This is a genomic window from Leptospira kanakyensis (genome assembly GCF_004769235.1).
Lineage (GTDB): Bacteria > Spirochaetota > Leptospiria > Leptospirales > Leptospiraceae > Leptospira_A > Leptospira_A kanakyensis.
Window position 1 is genome coordinate 233,473 of sequence record NZ_RQFG01000012.1, and the last position, 17,818, is coordinate 251,290.

Annotated in this window: 17 protein-coding genes; 4 read left to right on the forward strand and 13 right to left on the reverse strand. The window is 37.1% G+C overall.

The features are described 5' to 3' along the window. The 9 genes from EHQ16_RS10610 to EHQ16_RS10650 form a co-directional block, all read right to left on the reverse strand. A complete protein-coding gene (locus EHQ16_RS10610) occupies positions 1 to 315 on the reverse strand; it encodes a winged helix-turn-helix transcriptional regulator (RefSeq protein ID WP_135635759.1) in 315 nt (104 codons plus the stop codon). Positions 316 to 367: 52 nt separating this feature from the next. Then, on the reverse strand, positions 368 to 751 hold the full coding sequence (locus tag EHQ16_RS10615) for a DoxX family protein (RefSeq protein WP_208742281.1): 384 nt from the start codon (positions 749 to 751) through the stop codon (positions 368 to 370). Positions 752 to 831: 80 nt separating this feature from the next. Beyond that, the gene (locus EHQ16_RS10620; RefSeq protein ID WP_135635755.1) at positions 832 to 2,040 is read right to left on the reverse strand and encodes a Crp/Fnr family transcriptional regulator; all 1,209 of its coding nucleotides are present in this window, start codon (positions 2,038 to 2,040) and stop codon (positions 832 to 834) included. Between the two features lie 44 nt (positions 2,041 to 2,084). Beyond that, positions 2,085 to 3,476 (reverse strand): alkaline phosphatase family protein, encoded by a 1,392-nt coding sequence (locus EHQ16_RS10625; RefSeq protein ID WP_135635753.1) that lies wholly within the window; start codon positions 3,474 to 3,476, stop codon positions 2,085 to 2,087. Positions 3,477 to 3,495: 19 nt separating this feature from the next. Further along, positions 3,496 to 4,701, reverse strand: coding sequence for a metabolite traffic protein EboE (gene eboE, locus EHQ16_RS10630; RefSeq protein ID WP_135635751.1), 1,206 nt, complete (start codon positions 4,699 to 4,701; stop codon positions 3,496 to 3,498). After that, positions 4,691 to 5,860, reverse strand: coding sequence for a 3-dehydroquinate synthase (locus EHQ16_RS10635; protein WP_135635749.1), 1,170 nt, complete (start codon positions 5,858 to 5,860; stop codon positions 4,691 to 4,693). Before EHQ16_RS10635 ends, eboE begins: the two co-directional genes overlap by 11 nt. 8 nt (positions 5,861 to 5,868) lie before the next feature. Next, a complete protein-coding gene (gene eboC / locus EHQ16_RS10640; RefSeq protein ID WP_135635747.1) occupies positions 5,869 to 6,735 on the reverse strand; it encodes a UbiA-like protein EboC in 867 nt (288 codons plus the stop codon). Beyond that, complete coding sequence (locus tag EHQ16_RS10645) at positions 6,736 to 7,764, reverse strand: TatD family hydrolase (RefSeq protein ID WP_135635745.1); 1,029 nt, start codon at positions 7,762 to 7,764, stop codon at positions 6,736 to 6,738. It abuts the gene before it with no gap. A gap of 7 nt (positions 7,765 to 7,771) precedes the next feature. Then, on the reverse strand, positions 7,772 to 8,626 hold the full coding sequence (locus EHQ16_RS10650; protein ID WP_135636137.1) for an EboA domain-containing protein: 855 nt from the start codon (positions 8,624 to 8,626) through the stop codon (positions 7,772 to 7,774). A 202-nt stretch (positions 8,627 to 8,828) separates the two neighbouring features. Here EHQ16_RS10650 and EHQ16_RS10655 point away from each other — a divergent pair, with 202 nt between their 5' ends. Further along, positions 8,829 to 9,392, forward strand: coding sequence for a DUF1415 domain-containing protein (locus tag EHQ16_RS10655; protein ID WP_135635743.1), 564 nt, complete (start codon positions 8,829 to 8,831; stop codon positions 9,390 to 9,392). Between the two features lie 120 nt (positions 9,393 to 9,512). Beyond that, positions 9,513 to 11,342 carry an alginate export family protein gene (locus EHQ16_RS10660; RefSeq protein WP_135635741.1) on the forward strand — a complete coding sequence of 610 codons (1,830 nt, stop codon included), beginning with the start codon at positions 9,513 to 9,515 and terminating at the stop codon, positions 11,340 to 11,342. A gap of 100 nt (positions 11,343 to 11,442) precedes the next feature. Here EHQ16_RS10660 and EHQ16_RS10665 read toward each other — a convergent pair whose 3' ends face one another. Continuing rightward, positions 11,443 to 12,141: a TetR/AcrR family transcriptional regulator C-terminal domain-containing protein gene (locus EHQ16_RS10665; RefSeq protein ID WP_244242038.1), complete on the reverse strand. Its 699-nt coding sequence runs from the start codon at positions 12,139 to 12,141 to the stop codon at positions 11,443 to 11,445. A 132-nt stretch (positions 12,142 to 12,273) separates the two neighbouring features. Here EHQ16_RS10665 and EHQ16_RS10670 point away from each other — a divergent pair, with 132 nt between their 5' ends. Further along, positions 12,274 to 13,233: an NAD(P)-dependent alcohol dehydrogenase gene (locus EHQ16_RS10670; RefSeq protein WP_135635739.1), complete on the forward strand. Its 960-nt coding sequence runs from the start codon at positions 12,274 to 12,276 to the stop codon at positions 13,231 to 13,233. Between the two features lie 75 nt (positions 13,234 to 13,308). Here the strand turns inward: EHQ16_RS10670 and EHQ16_RS10675 are convergent, their stop codons facing one another. After that, a complete protein-coding gene (locus tag EHQ16_RS10675; RefSeq protein ID WP_135635737.1) occupies positions 13,309 to 13,596 on the reverse strand; it encodes a hypothetical protein in 288 nt (95 codons plus the stop codon). Between the two features lie 79 nt (positions 13,597 to 13,675). Further along, the gene (gene trhA / locus EHQ16_RS10680; protein ID WP_135635735.1) at positions 13,676 to 14,503 is read right to left on the reverse strand and encodes a PAQR family membrane homeostasis protein TrhA; all 828 of its coding nucleotides are present in this window, start codon (positions 14,501 to 14,503) and stop codon (positions 13,676 to 13,678) included. Positions 14,504 to 14,640: 137 nt separating this feature from the next. Here trhA and mgtA point away from each other — a divergent pair, with 137 nt between their 5' ends. Further along, positions 14,641 to 17,187: a magnesium-translocating P-type ATPase gene (mgtA, locus tag EHQ16_RS10685; protein ID WP_135635733.1), complete on the forward strand. Its 2,547-nt coding sequence runs from the start codon at positions 14,641 to 14,643 to the stop codon at positions 17,185 to 17,187. 131 nt (positions 17,188 to 17,318) lie between these two features. Here the strand turns inward: mgtA and EHQ16_RS10690 are convergent, their stop codons facing one another. Further along, positions 17,319 to 17,657, reverse strand: a complete 339-nt coding sequence (locus tag EHQ16_RS10690; protein WP_135635731.1) for an EF-hand domain-containing protein — start codon at positions 17,655 to 17,657, stop codon at positions 17,319 to 17,321. Between the last annotated feature and the right edge of the window lie 161 nt (positions 17,658 to 17,818).

A 17,818-nucleotide genomic window follows, 5' to 3' on the forward strand; every position in this document is an offset into this window, starting at 1 on the left:
TTACTTGCCTAAACTTAAAAGTTCCAAAATGGAATGGTTGGATTCTAACGGATGGCGTAACTTTTGTTCCGTTTGGATGAGATATTGATTTCTACGTCCATCCTTACTCTTCTCTAAAATTTCAGCATCTGCCAAATCTTTGACGATGGTTTGCACTGCCCTTTCCGTGATACCCACAAGTTGCGCCACATCTTTTAGGCGCATTTCAGGGTCTTTACTCAAACAAATTAAAACATGAGCATGGTTGGAAAGAAAAGTCCACTGTCCGTTTTTTTTTGTAGATTCTGGAAGTTTTCTTTTTGGCTCTTTTGTCATTCTTTGATTCACAATACTTAGGATTTTATATTTTAGACAGAAAAATTAGAATTTAAGCTGGCTCTTCTGAGAATTTATAATCCCGAACAATCCAAGCCCAATAAATAAATAAAAACTGAACCGGGAGTCGTGCATACAAAGCCCAGATTGGAAATCCATAATCCTTACCTTCTAAAGCTGTTAACAACATATTGATGTTAGCAGGATAAATGGCGAGTAACAAAAGGATGATTCCATAACAGGTGATCTTGCGCATCCTTTCATAAAGAACCAGGGAACCAAGGGTAATTTCTGCAAGGCCACTGGTTACATTCAAAAGTTCGTGGAAAGGAAGGTAGTCTGGCATCATTTCCAAATAGAATTCAGGGGAAAAAAAGTGATTGATTCCCGCTGTAATATAGAACGCACCTAAAGAATACACGAGAAATTTTTTCATCACCGAACTAGAACACAAAGAGAAAAAAAAATCATTACAAATTTTTCTAAAGAAAAAATTTCTAACATTTTTCTTCTAAATTAAGCGACAATTTGCCCTTCTTTGGATTTATAGTGCCCTAATTTTTCTTCTAAACGTTTACGACTTTTTATGGTAATGCGGTTTGGTTCAATGACCAAATTGGTATCGCTCAGGAACTCCTGGATACTTTCCGACTTAACCTTGATGATTCCGCACATATTACAAAGTTCTTCCAGTTGGATGTAGATAGTATGTGCATTGGCTAGACTCTCATCCAAATTTCGACCCAACCGAATGTCCTGGTCACGGATGGAATTGTACAAGTAGGCATACAATCGAATCACCGGAGTTTTCAATCTAAGGATTACCAAACGTTGGTGGGAGAACCAAATTCGCCTTGCGATGCTTTCGAAAATTTTCTGTAATAGAGAAGGTCCCACTGATTCAAATAAATTTTCTGCGGTCACTCGAAGGATTTTACTTTTGGTTTCTGTGATGGCAGAAGCCATCCTTGGTGCGTTGTCAATCAGAGACATTTCGCCAAAAATTTCGCCAGGACCAAGAACATCGATTACGTATTCAAAACCACGGACAATCCCAAAAAGTTTAACATTCCCCTCTAACACAACATAGATTTCGTTACTCTTTTCACTTTCGACAAAAAGAATTTCGCCAGGTTCCAAATTTGCTTGCATACTATCCCAAACAAACGGTTTGTAATTGGAACCGAAAGATTTGAGTAGATCTTTAGCTTCCGTTAGGTTTTCTGTAGAATGATTTTCTTTAGACCAATTCAAAAAACTTTGGATTGAATAAGCAGCTATATTTGGCTTTTGCCAGGATAAATAAGTTCTAGCATTTTGCACCAGTCGTTCTGGGTGGTATTCTCTGTCTGCAGGTTTATTCGCTTTGGAAAGATGTTTCTGTAAGGTTCGAAGTTCTCTGGAATAAAGACCTAAAATCTTCATTGCTAGTTCTTTTCTTTCTTTAAGGTAGGATCCTAAAAGTCGAATGGGAATTTGAACCAACTCCACATCCGTATCAGCAAATAATGTAACCAAAAACCGATGTTCGGTGAGGGCCGATACGAGCCCAAAACTATCCCCTGCTTCGTAAAACGCAAGTTCATGATCGACAACAATGTGTTCGGAATCAACGGAAACTCGACCAGACCTAACAATAAAAAAGTTTCCCGTATTGATGGAATTCTGCACAACAATGGCAGCACCTTTGGAATAATTAACAACTTTGATTTCTTCTACAGACACTGAATGAAAAATATTGGTTTTGAAGGGAAACAGTCAAACATTTATTAAATCTTTGAAGTCATTTGATCCCAAATCAAATCGTACACTTTAATAGCAGAAATTTCTTTTTCTGGGTATTGTGTTTGAGAAGAAAAAATGGGATAAAACTCCCTTTGTTCATGGATGGCGCCATGAGAGCCTTTTACCAAATTAGCATCCAACGGAATTACATCCATAAGGTAACGAAACCCTAGTTTTTTACGGAGTAATTTAAGACCTGCCCGGAGACGAATCCCTGGTTTTTTGGGATCCATAAACATTTCGCAAGGATCATAACCTGGTTTTCTATGAATATCCACCAAACGAGCATAATCTGGAGCCAATTTGTCATCCAACCAATAATAATAGGTAAACCAAAACTTGGGATCTGCGACAAGAACAATGTCACCAGAACGTTTGTGATTGATATGGTATTTTTTTTGTGAATTTTTATCTAAAACAAGAGCAATACCGTCAATGTTTTGTAACAAATTTGTCACCCGGTTTTTGATTTTAGAATCCTTACAATAAACGTGAGCAATTTGATGGTCTGAAACAGCAAAGGCAGCCGATGCCCCCGGATCAAGAAGTTCATACCATCTTTCTTTACGAACATTGATAAGACCTTCTTTTCTCAGGATTCGATTGATATGAATGGGTTGAGAAACCGGAGTGATTCCATACTCTGATAACAAAATGATCTTTGTATTTTTACGTTCATAATATTCGATCAAATCTTTTAGAACAGAATCTATTTCCAAAAGTTCTTTTTTAATTTTGGGAAGGTTTGGGCCATACTTTTGAAGGCAATAGTCCAAATGGGGAAGATAAATTAATGTAAGAGTAGGATCATATTTTTTATCAACATAGATGCTAGCGTCCGCAATCCACTTTGTTGATTTGATATTTGCATTTGGTCCCCAAAAATTAAATAATGGAAACGAACCAAGTTTTGTTTGTAACTCATCTCTAAGTTCAGGTGGATTGGAATAACAATCAGGAGCTTTTACACCGTCCGCATGATATTGAGGTCTTGGTGTGACAGAATAGTCAGCACTAGAGTACATATTGTACCACCAAAACATCTTTGAACAAGTAAAGTTAGGATCGATTTTTTTAGCTCGTTCCCAAATTTTTTCAGCTTCCACCAAATGGTTGGATTGTTTCCAAAATTTTATTTCTGCATCTTCATGATCATACCAACCATTTCCCACAACCCCATGTTCGTTTGGCCATTTACCCGTCAGATAAGTCGATTGAGAACTTGTCGTGAGTGCAGGTAACATTGGTTTAATGGTTAGGGTATGTTTTTTTTGTAAATACTCTTTAAGAAATGGGGTAAATTCTCCCACTAAAAAAGAACTAAGTCCTACAACATCAATTACAACTGTCTTTTGAAAAGTTTTTTGTTTTGGCATCGATTTCTGATCCTACTAATTACGACTCAGTTTCTAAAACTGACAAAACCCAATCTAATTCACGAACGATAGAGTCTGCCATTGGGATTTGTAATTCTTTAGGCAAAACTCCCCAGGTGTAAGTTTCTATTTCTAAAGCATTGGTAAAAAGATTTTTTTTCTGTAATTCCAAAAGATCTAAAATTTCTTTTCTTGTGGAAGATACAAGTCCGTACGAATCCAAAAATACTGGAACATGAAAATGGATTCTCCATTCTTCATTTGGTTCCACCTTACTTTGTAATGCCGCGGGTAAATCACGATACGAAATAATTTCCGAAGAAGGTTTTTTTGCGACAACTTGATGGAGATACGTTGGTTCATCAAAGTTAGATAATAAATTTAGTTTCTCTTCGATTTTATGGTCAAAATTTATCTTCAAAGCCGAACTAATTTGGATTCGACCGACTCGAATGGAATTTTTTAACAAAAGATTAACAACCGCTTGGTTATCTTCGAAACTTACAGCCGAATGGCAAATATCTAAACAAATCCTGATATGATTTTTGATTTTTTCTTCCGCATCTTCTCCGGAAAATCCGAACTGGTTTTTTACTTTTGGAATGGCCAGTGGCAAAAATAAATCCAAATACCAATCCACAAAAAGTTTCACATTACCTAGAATTCCATCAGGTTCTGGTTCTATGTCTAGGTGTAAGGTTTTCCCAGTTTCTATTTGGATTTGAATGAGATGTATTAGAATATTAATAATGTTTTCAGTGGCCAGAGAGATACGTTTGTTTAAATCTGAATTTGTAGAATCAAAAAACTGATAGGACAGAGGTGGGGTTGACACACCTCCTTCCATCCCCAAAGGGAGTAACTTAGACAAAATAGAAAACAAACGAATGGTATACTCAAGGCGTTCTTTTGTCGCCCAATCAGGATTGTATACACTTTCTTTAACAGTGGTTCCATGGAAATTTCCATAAGGAAACCCGTTGATTAAAAAAACATAATATCCTTCTTTTTTTAACCAAGTTTGAAATTCTTCCAAAACTTTTGGATTTAATAGTTCTACCGAGGCCTCATTTGCCAATCGAAGCCCTAAACCCATTTCTGCATTTGGTGATATTTTTTTCCGAATATTGGGAAGGTTTTCTTTTAGTTGGTAAAAATGATCTTTCCAAGTTTCGCCAGGATGGATATTGGAACAATATGTTAGGTGACCATATTTAGTTTCCATCAAACTTTTCCAAAAAATCAACAGAACGAACAAGGGCATCAAAGTCTATTTCATGGACTTCCTTAGAGAGACCAATCCCAGATAACAACATTATGGTGAGCCTTCCTCCCAAATGTTCTCTAAACTCCTGTAACCCTAAATACAGATTTTTTTTGTTTCCTTCTGATAATTTAGAATGATACAAAGTAAATCCAATTGTTTTCAAAAGGGAATGAATTCGATTTTTATCTTCTTCTGATAAAAGAAAACTTTGGAAGGAATATTCAGTATCTAAAGCCATACCGATCGCAACTGCTTCGCCATGACGTAAAGAAAACTCAGTGAGGTATTCTAGTTTATGGGCTGCCCAATGTCCGAAATCAAGCGGTCTGGAAGATCCAAACTCAAATGGATCTCCTTTTGCAATATGATCCATATGTAATTTGGCGCAGGTATGAACCAAATAAAACATCTTATCTAAATTACGATTGCGAAGTGCCTCGGCATTGGCCTCTATCCAAAGAAAAAAATCTTTATCCTTGATGAGTGCTACTTTAATTGCCTCTGCCATTCCAGAACGCCAATCGCGATCATCCAAACTTTCTAAAAATAAAAGATCGTTAAACACGGCAACCGGTGGTGCAAAACTCCCTAAAAAGTTCTTTTTACCTTGAAAATTGATTCCATTTTTAACACCCACACCAGAATCATTTTGAGAAAGGACAGTTGTCGGAATCCGAACCAAACGAATCCCTCTATGCGAAACTGCCGCAGCGTATCCAACCAAATCAAGGATGGCCCCTCCTCCAACGGAAATGATATAGGAGTGACGATCGATTCCATACAAATCAACAGCATTTACGAGTGATTCCCAAAGTTTTGGATCGTTTTTGCAATCTTCACCACCGGGGATTACCATTATATCATCCGTTAGTTGGATACATGACTTCAATTTTTGAAAATAAGATCGAATTTCAAAAACTAGGTTGGGATGGTGCGAAACCAAACCTTGGTCAATAACAACTAAAGCTTTCTTAATGTTTCCTTCTTTTTTTTCGGAGAGAAAAAAATCGGATAAACAAGAATTGTTAGAATCAAAAATTCCCTTGGTGAACTGGACTGTATAACGATAGGGAACTTGGAATTCAGAAAAAAGTGGAGGAAAAAAATCTTCTATCATAAGATACTCTAAGTAACAGAAAAATATTTAGACAAAAGTATGGAAATTGGTAACAAAAAGAGGACAAGAATTGCCAAAGAAAAAAAACCAAAACTAGCAACAAAACAAGCATCGAGAAGGATGAGTGAAATCACACCTGCCTTCACCGCCTTACCAATATTTGGCCCAATGGGATTTTTGTAGGCTTTAAAAAGCGGAGGAAAAATCATTCCTGAATGTAAAATAACAAAAGGGATACTAAAAGACAAATTCCCTAATCGATACGAAATCAAAGATAAAAATAAAAAAACAGTTAGATAAAAGATTCCAGCAAATACCAAAGGTGTTTTTTTACCGCCATGCACTTCATCTCGGCTAATCATTGTAATGGCTGCAATGTAAAGGATCGGGAAAAAAGAAAAAGCCAGGTTTGATACGGTTAAATCCGCAACCAAACTCATCCCTAAAATCAAATTCCCTCCCCTACACATGCCCATAACAATGGGACCAAAAATCGAACTATGCTTCGCAAAACGATTGTAAGTAAGAATTAACAAAACAATTACAAAAGCAATCCATCCACTTTGAATTTGATAGAAAAAAGCAAAACCAACACCAAAACAGAGAAGAATACTTCCCAAAATTAGGGCTGAAGTTCTAGATACCTTCCCACTGGGAATGGGACGTTCTGGTCTTTCTTTTGTATCAATGTTTGTATCAAAATAGTCATTCAAAACAACACCACCACCATACAAACAAATGGTGGAAAGAAGTAAAAAGACGGGAGTGTTGTTTTTCCAAACAAAACCAACAATTGCCATCCCTGCCAGAATATCAGCCACCGCAGTGACTACGTTAGCTGGTCTGAGTAAAGTAAAATAGGCTCTCAGATTCATTTATTCGATTAACAAAGAATTTTTATTCATCACTGGTTGTTGGCCACCGCGAAGGATGGAATTACCATGAAACTTGGCACTTGGATCTGGCTTTGATTCTGTTTCAAAATCTGCGACATCAATTTGTCCACTTTTTGCAAAGGCATCAATGGCATTTTGATAAGTGACCTTACGAATGACATCTATAGGAATCCCTCTTTGTTTCATTAGAGCAGCTGTTTTGGGGATGGCAAGTGGGTCAGAGATTCCCCAATCCGCACTTGAATTGATCATAATCCTTTCAGGCCCATACTTCTCCACCACAGCCACCATCCTTTCATTCCCCATTTTAGTGAATGGATAGATAGTAAATGCAGCCCAAAAACCTTGGTCTAACACTGACTTAACGGTTTCTTCATTATTATGATCCACAACAACAAAGGAAGGATCTAATCCATGTTCTAAAGCAATGGACATACTCCTTTCTGTTCCTCTTTTTTTATCTCGGTGTGGAGTATGGATTTGTACTGGTAAATTTGTTTTTTTGGCAAGATCTAGTTGTAATCTGTAGTATTTTTCCTCTAAGGCTGTTTGGTCATCAAAACCAATTTCACCGATACCAACAACTCCCTCTTTGTAGGCAAAAAGTGGTAAAATCTCCATCACTTCTTCCGCAAGACGTTCGTTATTTGCTTCTCTGGAATTTAGACCCATCGTACAATAATGTTTGATTCCGAATTGAGAAGAACGAAATCTTTCCCAACCAACCAGACTACTGTAATAATCTTTAAAACTAGCAAGACCGGTTCTCGGTTGGCCCACCCAAAAAGCAGGTTCAATGATAGCAACAATTCCAGCTTTTGCCATCATTTGGTAGTCATCGGTGGTTCTGGATACCATATGAATATGTGGATCAAAAAACCGCATATCTTTGATTAGGTTCCGATAATCCTCCCACAATAAATCTCTATGTGTTGGCGATTCGTCGGTTGGATCCGTCGATTCAAAATGAGAAGGATTTTTTGTTTGATTGTTTGAGTTTTGGCACATAGAAATTTTATTCAGGGATAGGTTCTAGTTTAGACCAATCCAAGTCTCCATTTTGTATCGATAATTCTAAGTCTGGATACTTTGTTAACAATGAACGAATTTTTGGATCTTTTGATTCATAACAGACTAGAGCCGCTGCTTCTTTTTCTGTTTGGACTTCAGATGAAAACATAACAAACAATTTTGGGATCATCGACTCCATTGTAAATCCACTGATCAACATCCAAACGGATATAGGAACCTCTCTTCCTGCCGCAGAACGTTCACCAATAAAATCAAAAACAGCAATGGACAGATCCTCGTTCCTTCGTCGATTGATTCCGTAAATCCGATGGATTGGTTTTCCATTAAAAATGGTTTTGAGCACGAGTTGGTTCCATGCAGGTTCTGGAAAATAAAGTTCGGGATAAGGATTTTGTAAGGCAATGGAATCAAATACAAATCCCATATTGGAACGAACGGCATCGGTGGCCCTGGGTAACCATTCTGTAGGATAAGACAAAAGTGGTAATGCGGAATACAATGCTACTAATTCGTTTAATTCTGCGGTATCAAATAATGTTTCAATATTTTTTATATATTGTTCTTTCGGCTCTGAAGGCAAATGCAAAAGTAACCAAACCCTCGCTAAACGAACCAAATTCCATCCGTTTACTTCGAAACTTGTCAACTGAGAAATCAAACTTCCTCTAGACCTAGAATCATAGGATATATTTTTTTTAGATAAAAACCGTGGAGCAGCAACAAAGGCTGTCATTAAATCTAAAAGATTCGATTTGACTTTTTCTTCTAACCATTCACGTTCTTTATTTGTACATTGTTCAAAAAGGAATTGAGAAAAATTTGTGGAAAGATTTGCCATAAGGAGTTGATAATTGAAATCTTTCGGTTTGTGTCCCACCTAGTAAATCAAATATTCCAACCTTATCCATCTTTCCGAATCAATTCGATTGATTTCTTATGATTTTTTTAAAATTTCTCCCCACACGATCATAACTTAGCTTACATTCCCTTCCGCAAAATGAATCGTGGTAATTCAGAAATATAAAAAGGGAATTTTTGGAATGCCCCAAGAAACACCAAAAGATACCGAAGATACCATTCTCCATGAAACCAAAGAATGGATATTGAAAGCTGTGATCGGTTTAAATCTTTGCCCTTTTGCAAAACCAACCTTTCATTCGAATACAATCCGTTATACGATTAGCCAATCAAAAAATACAAAAGATCTACTTTCTGATTTAAAATCTGAATTATTATTTTTAAAAGAATCAGATCCAAAAACTACCGAAACTTCCTTACTCATCCATCCTTATGTTTTAGGTGATTTTTTAGACCAAAATGATTTTTTAGATGATGCGGATTTACTTTTAAACCAATTAGAGTTAGAAGGAATCATCCAGATTGCGAACTTCCATCCCGAATTCCAATTCGCAGGCAAAAAGAAAAACGACATAACTAACTTCGTAGGTAGATCTCCATATCAAACATTACATTTGTTACGCGAAGATAACATCACTCGAATTGTTGATTCTCACCCCGATATTGACAGCATTTTCAAAAACAATCGAAAAAAATTAAAAGCTTTAGGCCACGAAGGTTGGAAAAACCTTGGATTACCTTCTTAAATCAATGTTTACATAGTGTACAAAAGTTTTAAAAAAACTAGGATTCCTACCAGTAACGAAATATAAGATTTGAATCTTTAGAGAATTTATGTTCACTGGCTGAATCATAGGTGGTATCAAATGTACGCTTACAATCAGCGAATGGTAATGGGTCTTGTGTCGCTAGGGTTTTTCCTATTCACGTCTGCGTTGCCATTGGATGCTCAGTTCATTACTCCGGTAAAAAAAGAAGTTCCTGAAACTCCCCCACCACCTCCTCCACAACAACAACCGCCTCCACCTCCCGTTCCTCCAGAAGAACCGGCAGAGTATGTAAGCCCTCTCAAAGGAAATTTAACCGGAGAATATTTAAAAAGCCTACAGGTCACCGCCAAACAAAGAAAGGCGCTGCAAGAAAATACGAATTTATGGTTTGCAGATCGATTCCGAGTTGGATTTGGAATTCGACCCAAAGCAGATTCTTTATATAACACGGATTTTGATAGATCCACATCAGACAATCGGAATACAGTCAGTAACCAAACTCAGTTTTATTTAATAGGAGACTTATCACCTAACATTGCATTCAAACTAAGTTTTCAAGATGTTAGGTTATGGGGAGGAGAAATTGTTAACGGTTCCTCCGACCAAAAATTTGGTGTGATTCCTAACTCTGGGAACCTAATTGATACCTCCAAACAAAGAGAAGTTGCTATCAACAATTATACGGGTTTCAGAGAAGCATTTTTAGATTTAAAAACAACAAACCAAATGTTTAGAGTGAGGACAGGTCGCCAAATTTTAGATTACGGAGATGGTCGTATCTTAGGATCACGTAACGATAGTTTGAATGGAAATTCATTTGATGCCATTCGATCGACTATTACAGTACAAAAACATAGTTTAGATTTTTTTGGAGCCATCATTGGATCGGAAAATAATTCGAATAGTATGGTATCAAATAATTCTACTCGAGTGGGTGGAGTAGGAAATGCCTCTTATTATGGAGCCCATTACGGATTCAAACCTTGGGAATGGTTGGGCATCGAAGTTTATAACTTCACTCTTTATAAACAAAAACTAAAAGCCACCAATACTACAGCCAACTATGGATCTGATATTTATTACCGAGGCCCAGACCAATTGAATACTTCTGGTTTTCGCCTCACCAATCGCACCAAAGGAAATATGATTACAAGTGAAACTGGAATTGACTGGATGGTAGAAGCAGCTTGGCAAACAGGATTTACCGGCGAACGATCTTCTCCTACTTGGATCAACCAAACAGGGGCATTAACCACCGATAAAAAAACAGGAGAACCACCTCCTCATTCTTCCCCTGTCCAATACAAAGCAAATATTGTTGCGGTACAACTTGGATATACACCGGTAAAAGAATTTCGGATTGGAATCCAATATGTCCAAGCTTCGGGAGATCCCAATCGAAATGATGGGAGTGTGGCAACTTACAATCCACTTTTTGCTACCAGAAGGATGGCGGGCGGAGGATTACCTTTTGCGGGAAATGGAAATTCAGGATTGGTTTTTTGGCAGAATATCAAAGATTATTCCATCCATATCAAATATGAATCATCAAAATGGGGAACTTTTATTATAAACCCTCACTGGTATTATAAAGTAAAACTCCAAGATGGATATTACGATAACAACAACTATGTGGCGGGTAGTAAAGCCACGGGAGAAACTGCATCCACAGAAGATTATTTTAATACGGAGGCCTACAATCCCAATAGACCAAAACTAGGAAGACATGTTGCAACAGAAATCAATTTCATTTATATTGTCACTCCCTTTGAAAATGTTTCTTTTTGGTTTGGTGCCAGTTCCCTGTATGCGGGTGATGCCATTCGCAATCAAAAAAACAATCCTTACGAAACAGATCCTTACCATAGATATGATTTCAAACCAAACTCGAGTTATTTTACATTGCAAAGTGTATTTGCTATTTAAAATAATTTAAGATTTCTTTAAACCGGAGAACATTTCTCCGGTTTATCTTGTTTGTCTTTTTTAATTTATTGCCGAATCAAACCAGAAACTGGTTTTCCGACTAATTTATCGGTTCGCGAAGCCTACCCAATCCATCCAAAATCAAATTTAAACCAAACTCAAAGTCATGTAATCCGTTGTATTTTCCAGAAACTACTTCTTTGGTTAAATTGGTTAGATGCAAAAAGGGACTAACCTCCAATGCAGGCAAAAAACCTTCTGCTTTTTTTGCATAATTTTCTGGTTCAATAGGGAAATTCAGTTCTTGTAACACATAACCATAAACATGACTATCAATTGTATTGATGATGTGATCAGCCGCTTGTAAACTAAATCCAGCCGAATGTAAACACCCCAGTGATCTATCGAAATAGGCCAACATAGCTTCACCAACATTCATTCGAGAAACAACAAGTAAAGTCACCCAAGGATGTAAAATCAAAATCTCACGGGCAGACTTGGCCCTTTTTTTCATTTCCGACTTCCAATCACCACCTATCTTCGGTAAGTTGATCTTTGAAATCACAAAATCAACCATGTTGTCGAGGAGTTCATCTTTATTTTTTACATGGTTGTACAAAGACATTGCTTCCACACTCAAACTCAATGCTAAGTTTCTCATGGACAATTCTTCGATTCCAAACTCATCGGCAAGTCCAATCGCCGCTTCCAAAACAACTTCTTTCGAGAGGGTTTTTCTTTTTTTTCCTTTCTTAAAAAGTTTCGTTATACTCGTCTTTTGTTTCTTCTTTTTATGCACTACCCCCTCCTTTACACATTTTCTATCATAAATTCGATGAATTTTCTAATGTTTTCTGTAATAAAGGAATGAAATAAATTTCCTTGACAGACTTACAGTGTAAGTTTAATTAGTGAATCAGGAGTTAAACCTTTGAAAGTCATCACTTGTAGAAAATACGGAGCCCCCGAAGAACTCCAATTGGAAGAATGGGAAATCCCTTCCCCAAAAGAGAATGAAATTAGAATCAAAAATTATAAAACTTCAGTGAATTCGGGAGACTGGCGCATCCGAAAACCAGACCCTGAACTGGCCCGTTTGTATTTTGGACTTACCAAACTAAAACAACCTGTCCTCGGAACTTCAGTTTCCGGAATAGTGGATGCAGTTGGAAAAAATGTAACAAAATTTAAAGTGGGTGATCGAATATTTGGTTCAACGGGAATGAAAATGGGAGCCTATGCCGAATTTGTTTGTATTCCAGAATCCGCTGTGATCACAATCCTTCCCAAAGAAATTTCCTTTTCCGAAGGAGCTGCCTTACCTTTCGGAAGTTTGACTGCTCTCGACTTCATTCAAAAATGTAAAATTAAAGAAAACCAAACTATAATCATTTATGGTGCATCCAGTTCTGTGGGAACTTCCGCCATCCAATTGGCAAACTATTTTGGAGCAAAGGTAACAGCCGTTTGCAGCAAAGGTAATTTTAAATTGGTAGAATCACTTGGAGCCAAATCTGTAATGGACTACGAAGAGTTCCATTCGGAATCTCATCAAAAAACTTATGACATTGTTTTTGAATGTGTTGGTAAGTCTACAATCAAATCCAATTTAAAAGTTCTGTCCAAAGGTGGAGTTTTGGCATTAGTAGCAGCCTTGTTTAAAGAAATGTTCCAAGGTGGTTTGTTATCTCTTACAAAAGGAATTAAAGTTAAGTTTGGACCAATCGCAGAAACCTTAGAAAATTTGGAACTACTTACGAAATTAACCCAAGAAGGAAAATTGAGAGTCGTCATCGATAGGTCTTATCCATTGGAAAAAATGGCGGAGGCTCATCAGTACGTAGAGGCTGGTCATAAAAAAGGAAATGTAGTGATTGATATCTTAGACTAACTATAAATAAGTGATTTTTCAAATTTATATCTACCACAATCAATTGTGGTAGATATCCCAGTTTGTAATTTTTGTTTAATTTGTTTTAGTAGAAGTTTTGTGATTTTGTTTGATTGTTTCTAAAAAAGTTAGATCTTTATAAGAATGGTCTGCATGACAAACCTTTACGTTGGCTGCCGTGGAACAGGAAGAAGTTCCAGAGATTTTACAGCCCTTGGCTTCACATACTTTCCTATCTTTTCCTCGGCATTGTTCGCAACCATTGGAACTTCCACTCCCACAGAGAAAACAATCTTCGGCAACTAAGGATGTTGTTCCTAGTACCATCATCAGGGCAAAACTAATCGTGACCAATGTTCTCATATATTCTCCTTACTTTCTGTGTTATCACAAAAAGAGAAGTGAATTCTACTGATATGCAATAAATTGACAAACAAAATTTTTAATTTGGGATCGGAGGTAGGACATAAAACAAAATTGCAAAAAAATGACAAAGACTTCCAGATAAAACAAATAAATGCCAGATTGCATGGTTAAAAGGTAAACTATCCCATAAATAAAAAATCACACCAACGGTATAACTGAGACCACCGGCAACTAACCAAGATATGCCTCTCATACCAATGGCGGCTCGAATGTCTTTGACAACAAAAATGGCAAGCCAACCCATAAGGATATAAACCACAACCCGGGCCCCACTATATTTTCCAGGAAACAGAAGTAATAACAAAACTCCAATGAAAGCAAGGGCCCAAATGATTAGAAAAAGTGTCCATCCCCATTCGGAATGTTCACGCAAACTAACAAGCGTAAATGGAGTATAAGTTCCCGCAATGAGTAAATAAATAGAGGCATGATCAATTACTTTAAAGATACGTTTTGTGGCCGTATGATAAATACCATGGTATAAGGTGGATGCAAGATACAAAATGATCAGGGTGGCTCCGTAAATGGCGGAACTGACTACATGCCATACATTCCCATAAAGGACTGCCATGGTTAAAAGGAGAGACAAACCTGCGATACTTAGGCCCCCGCCAATTCCATGTGTGACAGCATTGGCAATTTCATGACCAATCGAATATTCGTGAATGGTATCGATCAGTTCGGTGATAGAATGATTTGGTTTGGAGTCAGAAGAAAGAACAGACTCATGAACACTAAGTTGCTGAGTTTTCTTTTGTTTGGAGACTGTACTTCTTTTCTTTGATTTTTTTTTGGCTATTGTTGATTTTTTTCGCGGCTGCGACTTAGACTTTTTCGCTTTCATAAAATGATACTCTATAAGAAAAGAACAATCCGTCCACAACGTCAACCGAAAGAAATCTTAAGATTGACGTTAATCACTGAGAGAACCATTTTTAAAGAATCTACTCATCCTCTTCTGTTCTTATTTGAGGTTTAAATATGCAAACCAGGTCCAATCTCTCTCCTTGGTGGCAACAACCACTGAATGATACCTTAAATTCATTAGGTGTTGGAACCTATGGTCTAAATGGAGAGCAAGTAACCTCAAAACTCAAACAATTCGGTAAGAATGTTTTTTTAGACCGCAAAACAAAACCAATATGGCAAAAACTATTAGTCCGATTTAGAAATCCTCTAATATTACTCCTATTATTTGCCAGTGCTGTTTCTGCATTTATGGGAGAATTTTCAAACTTCATCATCATTACCGTTTTAGTTTTTATTAGTATTATTCTAGATTTTATCCAAGAACACAAAGCGGGGAAAGCGGCAGAAAGTTTACGCCATTCCGTTTCTGTTCATGCAACGGTAGTTCGAGAAGGAATCGCAACGAATATTCCTGTTTCACAAATTGTTCCAGGAGACCTTGTATTACTTTCTGCAGGTGATTTAGTTCCTGCCGACGGACGTGTGTTAGAAGCTAAGGATTTTTTTGTCAAACAAGCATTACTAACCGGCGAAACTTATCCTGTCGAAAAACATTCAGGAGAACTGGGATCAGTATCCAATGATATTACGGATGCATCAAACGCAGTTTTTATGGGAACCTCTGTGATTAGCGGAAGCGCCAAAGTTCTAATTGTGAATACAGGTTTGGATACTGCGATGGGAGCCATTGCAGAAAACCTAACCGTTTCACCTCCACCAAATTCCTTCGAACTCGGTACGGAAAAGTTTGGAATTCTCATCATGAGGATGACCATTCTTCTTGTACTTTTTGTTTTATTGGTAAATGCAATTTTACATAAACCTTGGCTTGATTCTTTTTTATTTGCAGTAGCTTTAGCAGTTGGTTTGACACCAGAGTTACTACCTATGGTTACTTCGATCACACTCTCACGCGGTGCAATTATGATGGCAAAAAAGAAAGTGATCGTAAAACAACTTTCCTCCATTCAAAATCTTGGATCAATGGATACACTTTGTACGGATAAAACTGGAACCCTTACAGAATCAAAAATTAAACTAGAGAAACATGTAAACATTAATGGCGAATCAGATACACGTGTTTTAGAGTTGGCTTACCTAAACAGTTATTTTGAAACTGGATTAAAAAGTCCCTTAGATGAAGCCATTTTAGAACATAGAGAGATTCAAACAGAACGTTGGACAAAAATAGATGAAGTACCCTTTGACTTCGAACGCCGAAGAGTATCGGTTCTATTGGATCCTAAGGATCAAAAAAACCGAATGTTGGTTGTGAAAGGTGCCCCTGAAGAAATCATCCAACTCTGCACACATTATGAAACAGAAAAAGAAACTATTGAACCGATAAACTCGATTGTTTTAGAAAAAATTCGTTCCGTTTACTCTTCCTTAGAAAAAGAAGGATTCAGAGTTTTAGGAATCGCCTGGAGAGAAGAAACAAAAGAACACATACATGCAGTTGTCAGTGATGAAACGGAACTAACACTTTCTGGATTTGCCGCTTTTTTAGACCCACCGAAAGCAAGTGCTAAGATAGCCTTATCTGAATTAAATGAGATTGGAGTTTCCGTAAAGGTAATTACCGGTGATAGCGAACTTGTTACTTTACATGTATGTTCTGAATTAAAAATGCAGGTACAAGGAATCCTCACAGGTAAAGAACTGGATCAAATGGATGATTCGGCACTGAAGTATCATATAGAAACAACCAATCTATTTTGCCGGATGAATCCATCACAAAAAAACAGAATCATTCTAGCATTAAAAGAAAAAGGCCATGTGGTTGGGTATTTGGGTGATGGTGTCAATGATGCACCTTCTCTACACTCTGCTGATGTGGGATTGTCTGTAGATTCTGCAGTCGATGTAGCTAAAGAGGCCGCGGATATGATTTTATTAGATCACGATTTACATGTATTGTATGAAGGAGTGATGGAAGGTAGACGAACCTTTGGGAATATTATGAAATACATCATGATGGGAACAAGCTCCAATTTTGGAAATATGTTCAGTATGGCAGGGGCCGCTTTATTTTTGCCTTTTCTTCCCATGTTACCAACCCAAATCCTTCTCAACAATCTATTGTATGATATTTCGGAAATACCGATTCCCTTAGATGAAGTAGATAAAGAAGAACTAAAATTGCCTAGAATCATGGACATTGGTTTCATACGAAATTTCATGTTAACGATAGGACCAATCAGTTCAGCTTTTGATTTTTTGACCTTCTATGTAATGTTAACACTTTTACATGCAAACGAAGCTTTATTCCAAACGGGTTGGTTTGTAGAATCCCTTTGTACACAAGTTCTTGTAATCTTTATTATCAGAACACGAGGTAATCCAATCAAAAGTAGACCAAACCGAATTCTTGCAATTGTATCATTCAGTATCGCTGCCATTGGTGCCTTGTTACCATTCACAGCAATCGGATCTTATTTTGGACTGGTTCCCCCGCCAATGGAGTTTTATGCCATCTTAGCTTCAATGGTTGTGATTTATTTGATTGTGGTGGAATCGGTGAAACGAATGTTTTATCACTTTCAATATAGAAAATAAAATCCAAACGCCAGGGATCGTAGTGGAAATCCTTTACACGAATGTGTAAAGATTGGAGCGGAGAGCCCGGTCGGAATACAATCGAATGATTGTATTGAATCCAATCCGAGGCGCCCACACACAAACGGATGTTATTCTGAAGGTTTAGACTTTTTTTCGTCTTTTTTCTTTTTGGCTTCTTTCACTTTTTCTTTCATAACCTCTTTTTTCTCATCCCGTTTTTCTTTCCTGGCTGATTTCATCTCTTCTAAAGTCACAGACCCATCAGCGTCTTTATCAAGTTCGGTAAAAAATCCCTCATGAAATTTTTGCCATTCTTCTTTGGAAATTTTGTTATCACCATTTGTGTCCATTTTTTTGAAATGATCTCCTGGCATTCCATTTTTTCCGTGACCTTCATGGTCGTGGGCAACAAGGGAAACGAAGGAAAGAAAGGTTACACCTGTCAATATGGTTATAATTTTTTTCATAGAAAAACCTCCGCTGTAGTTTTTGGCAGATTTTTATCCGAGTCAACACCTTAGTTAGAAATTTATTGATTTCATATTTTTTATATTGATTCTAGTTTCTGACTTCCGAAACGATTTTTGTTCGTTTATCATTTTGGATCGGGAATATGGTTTCTTAATGG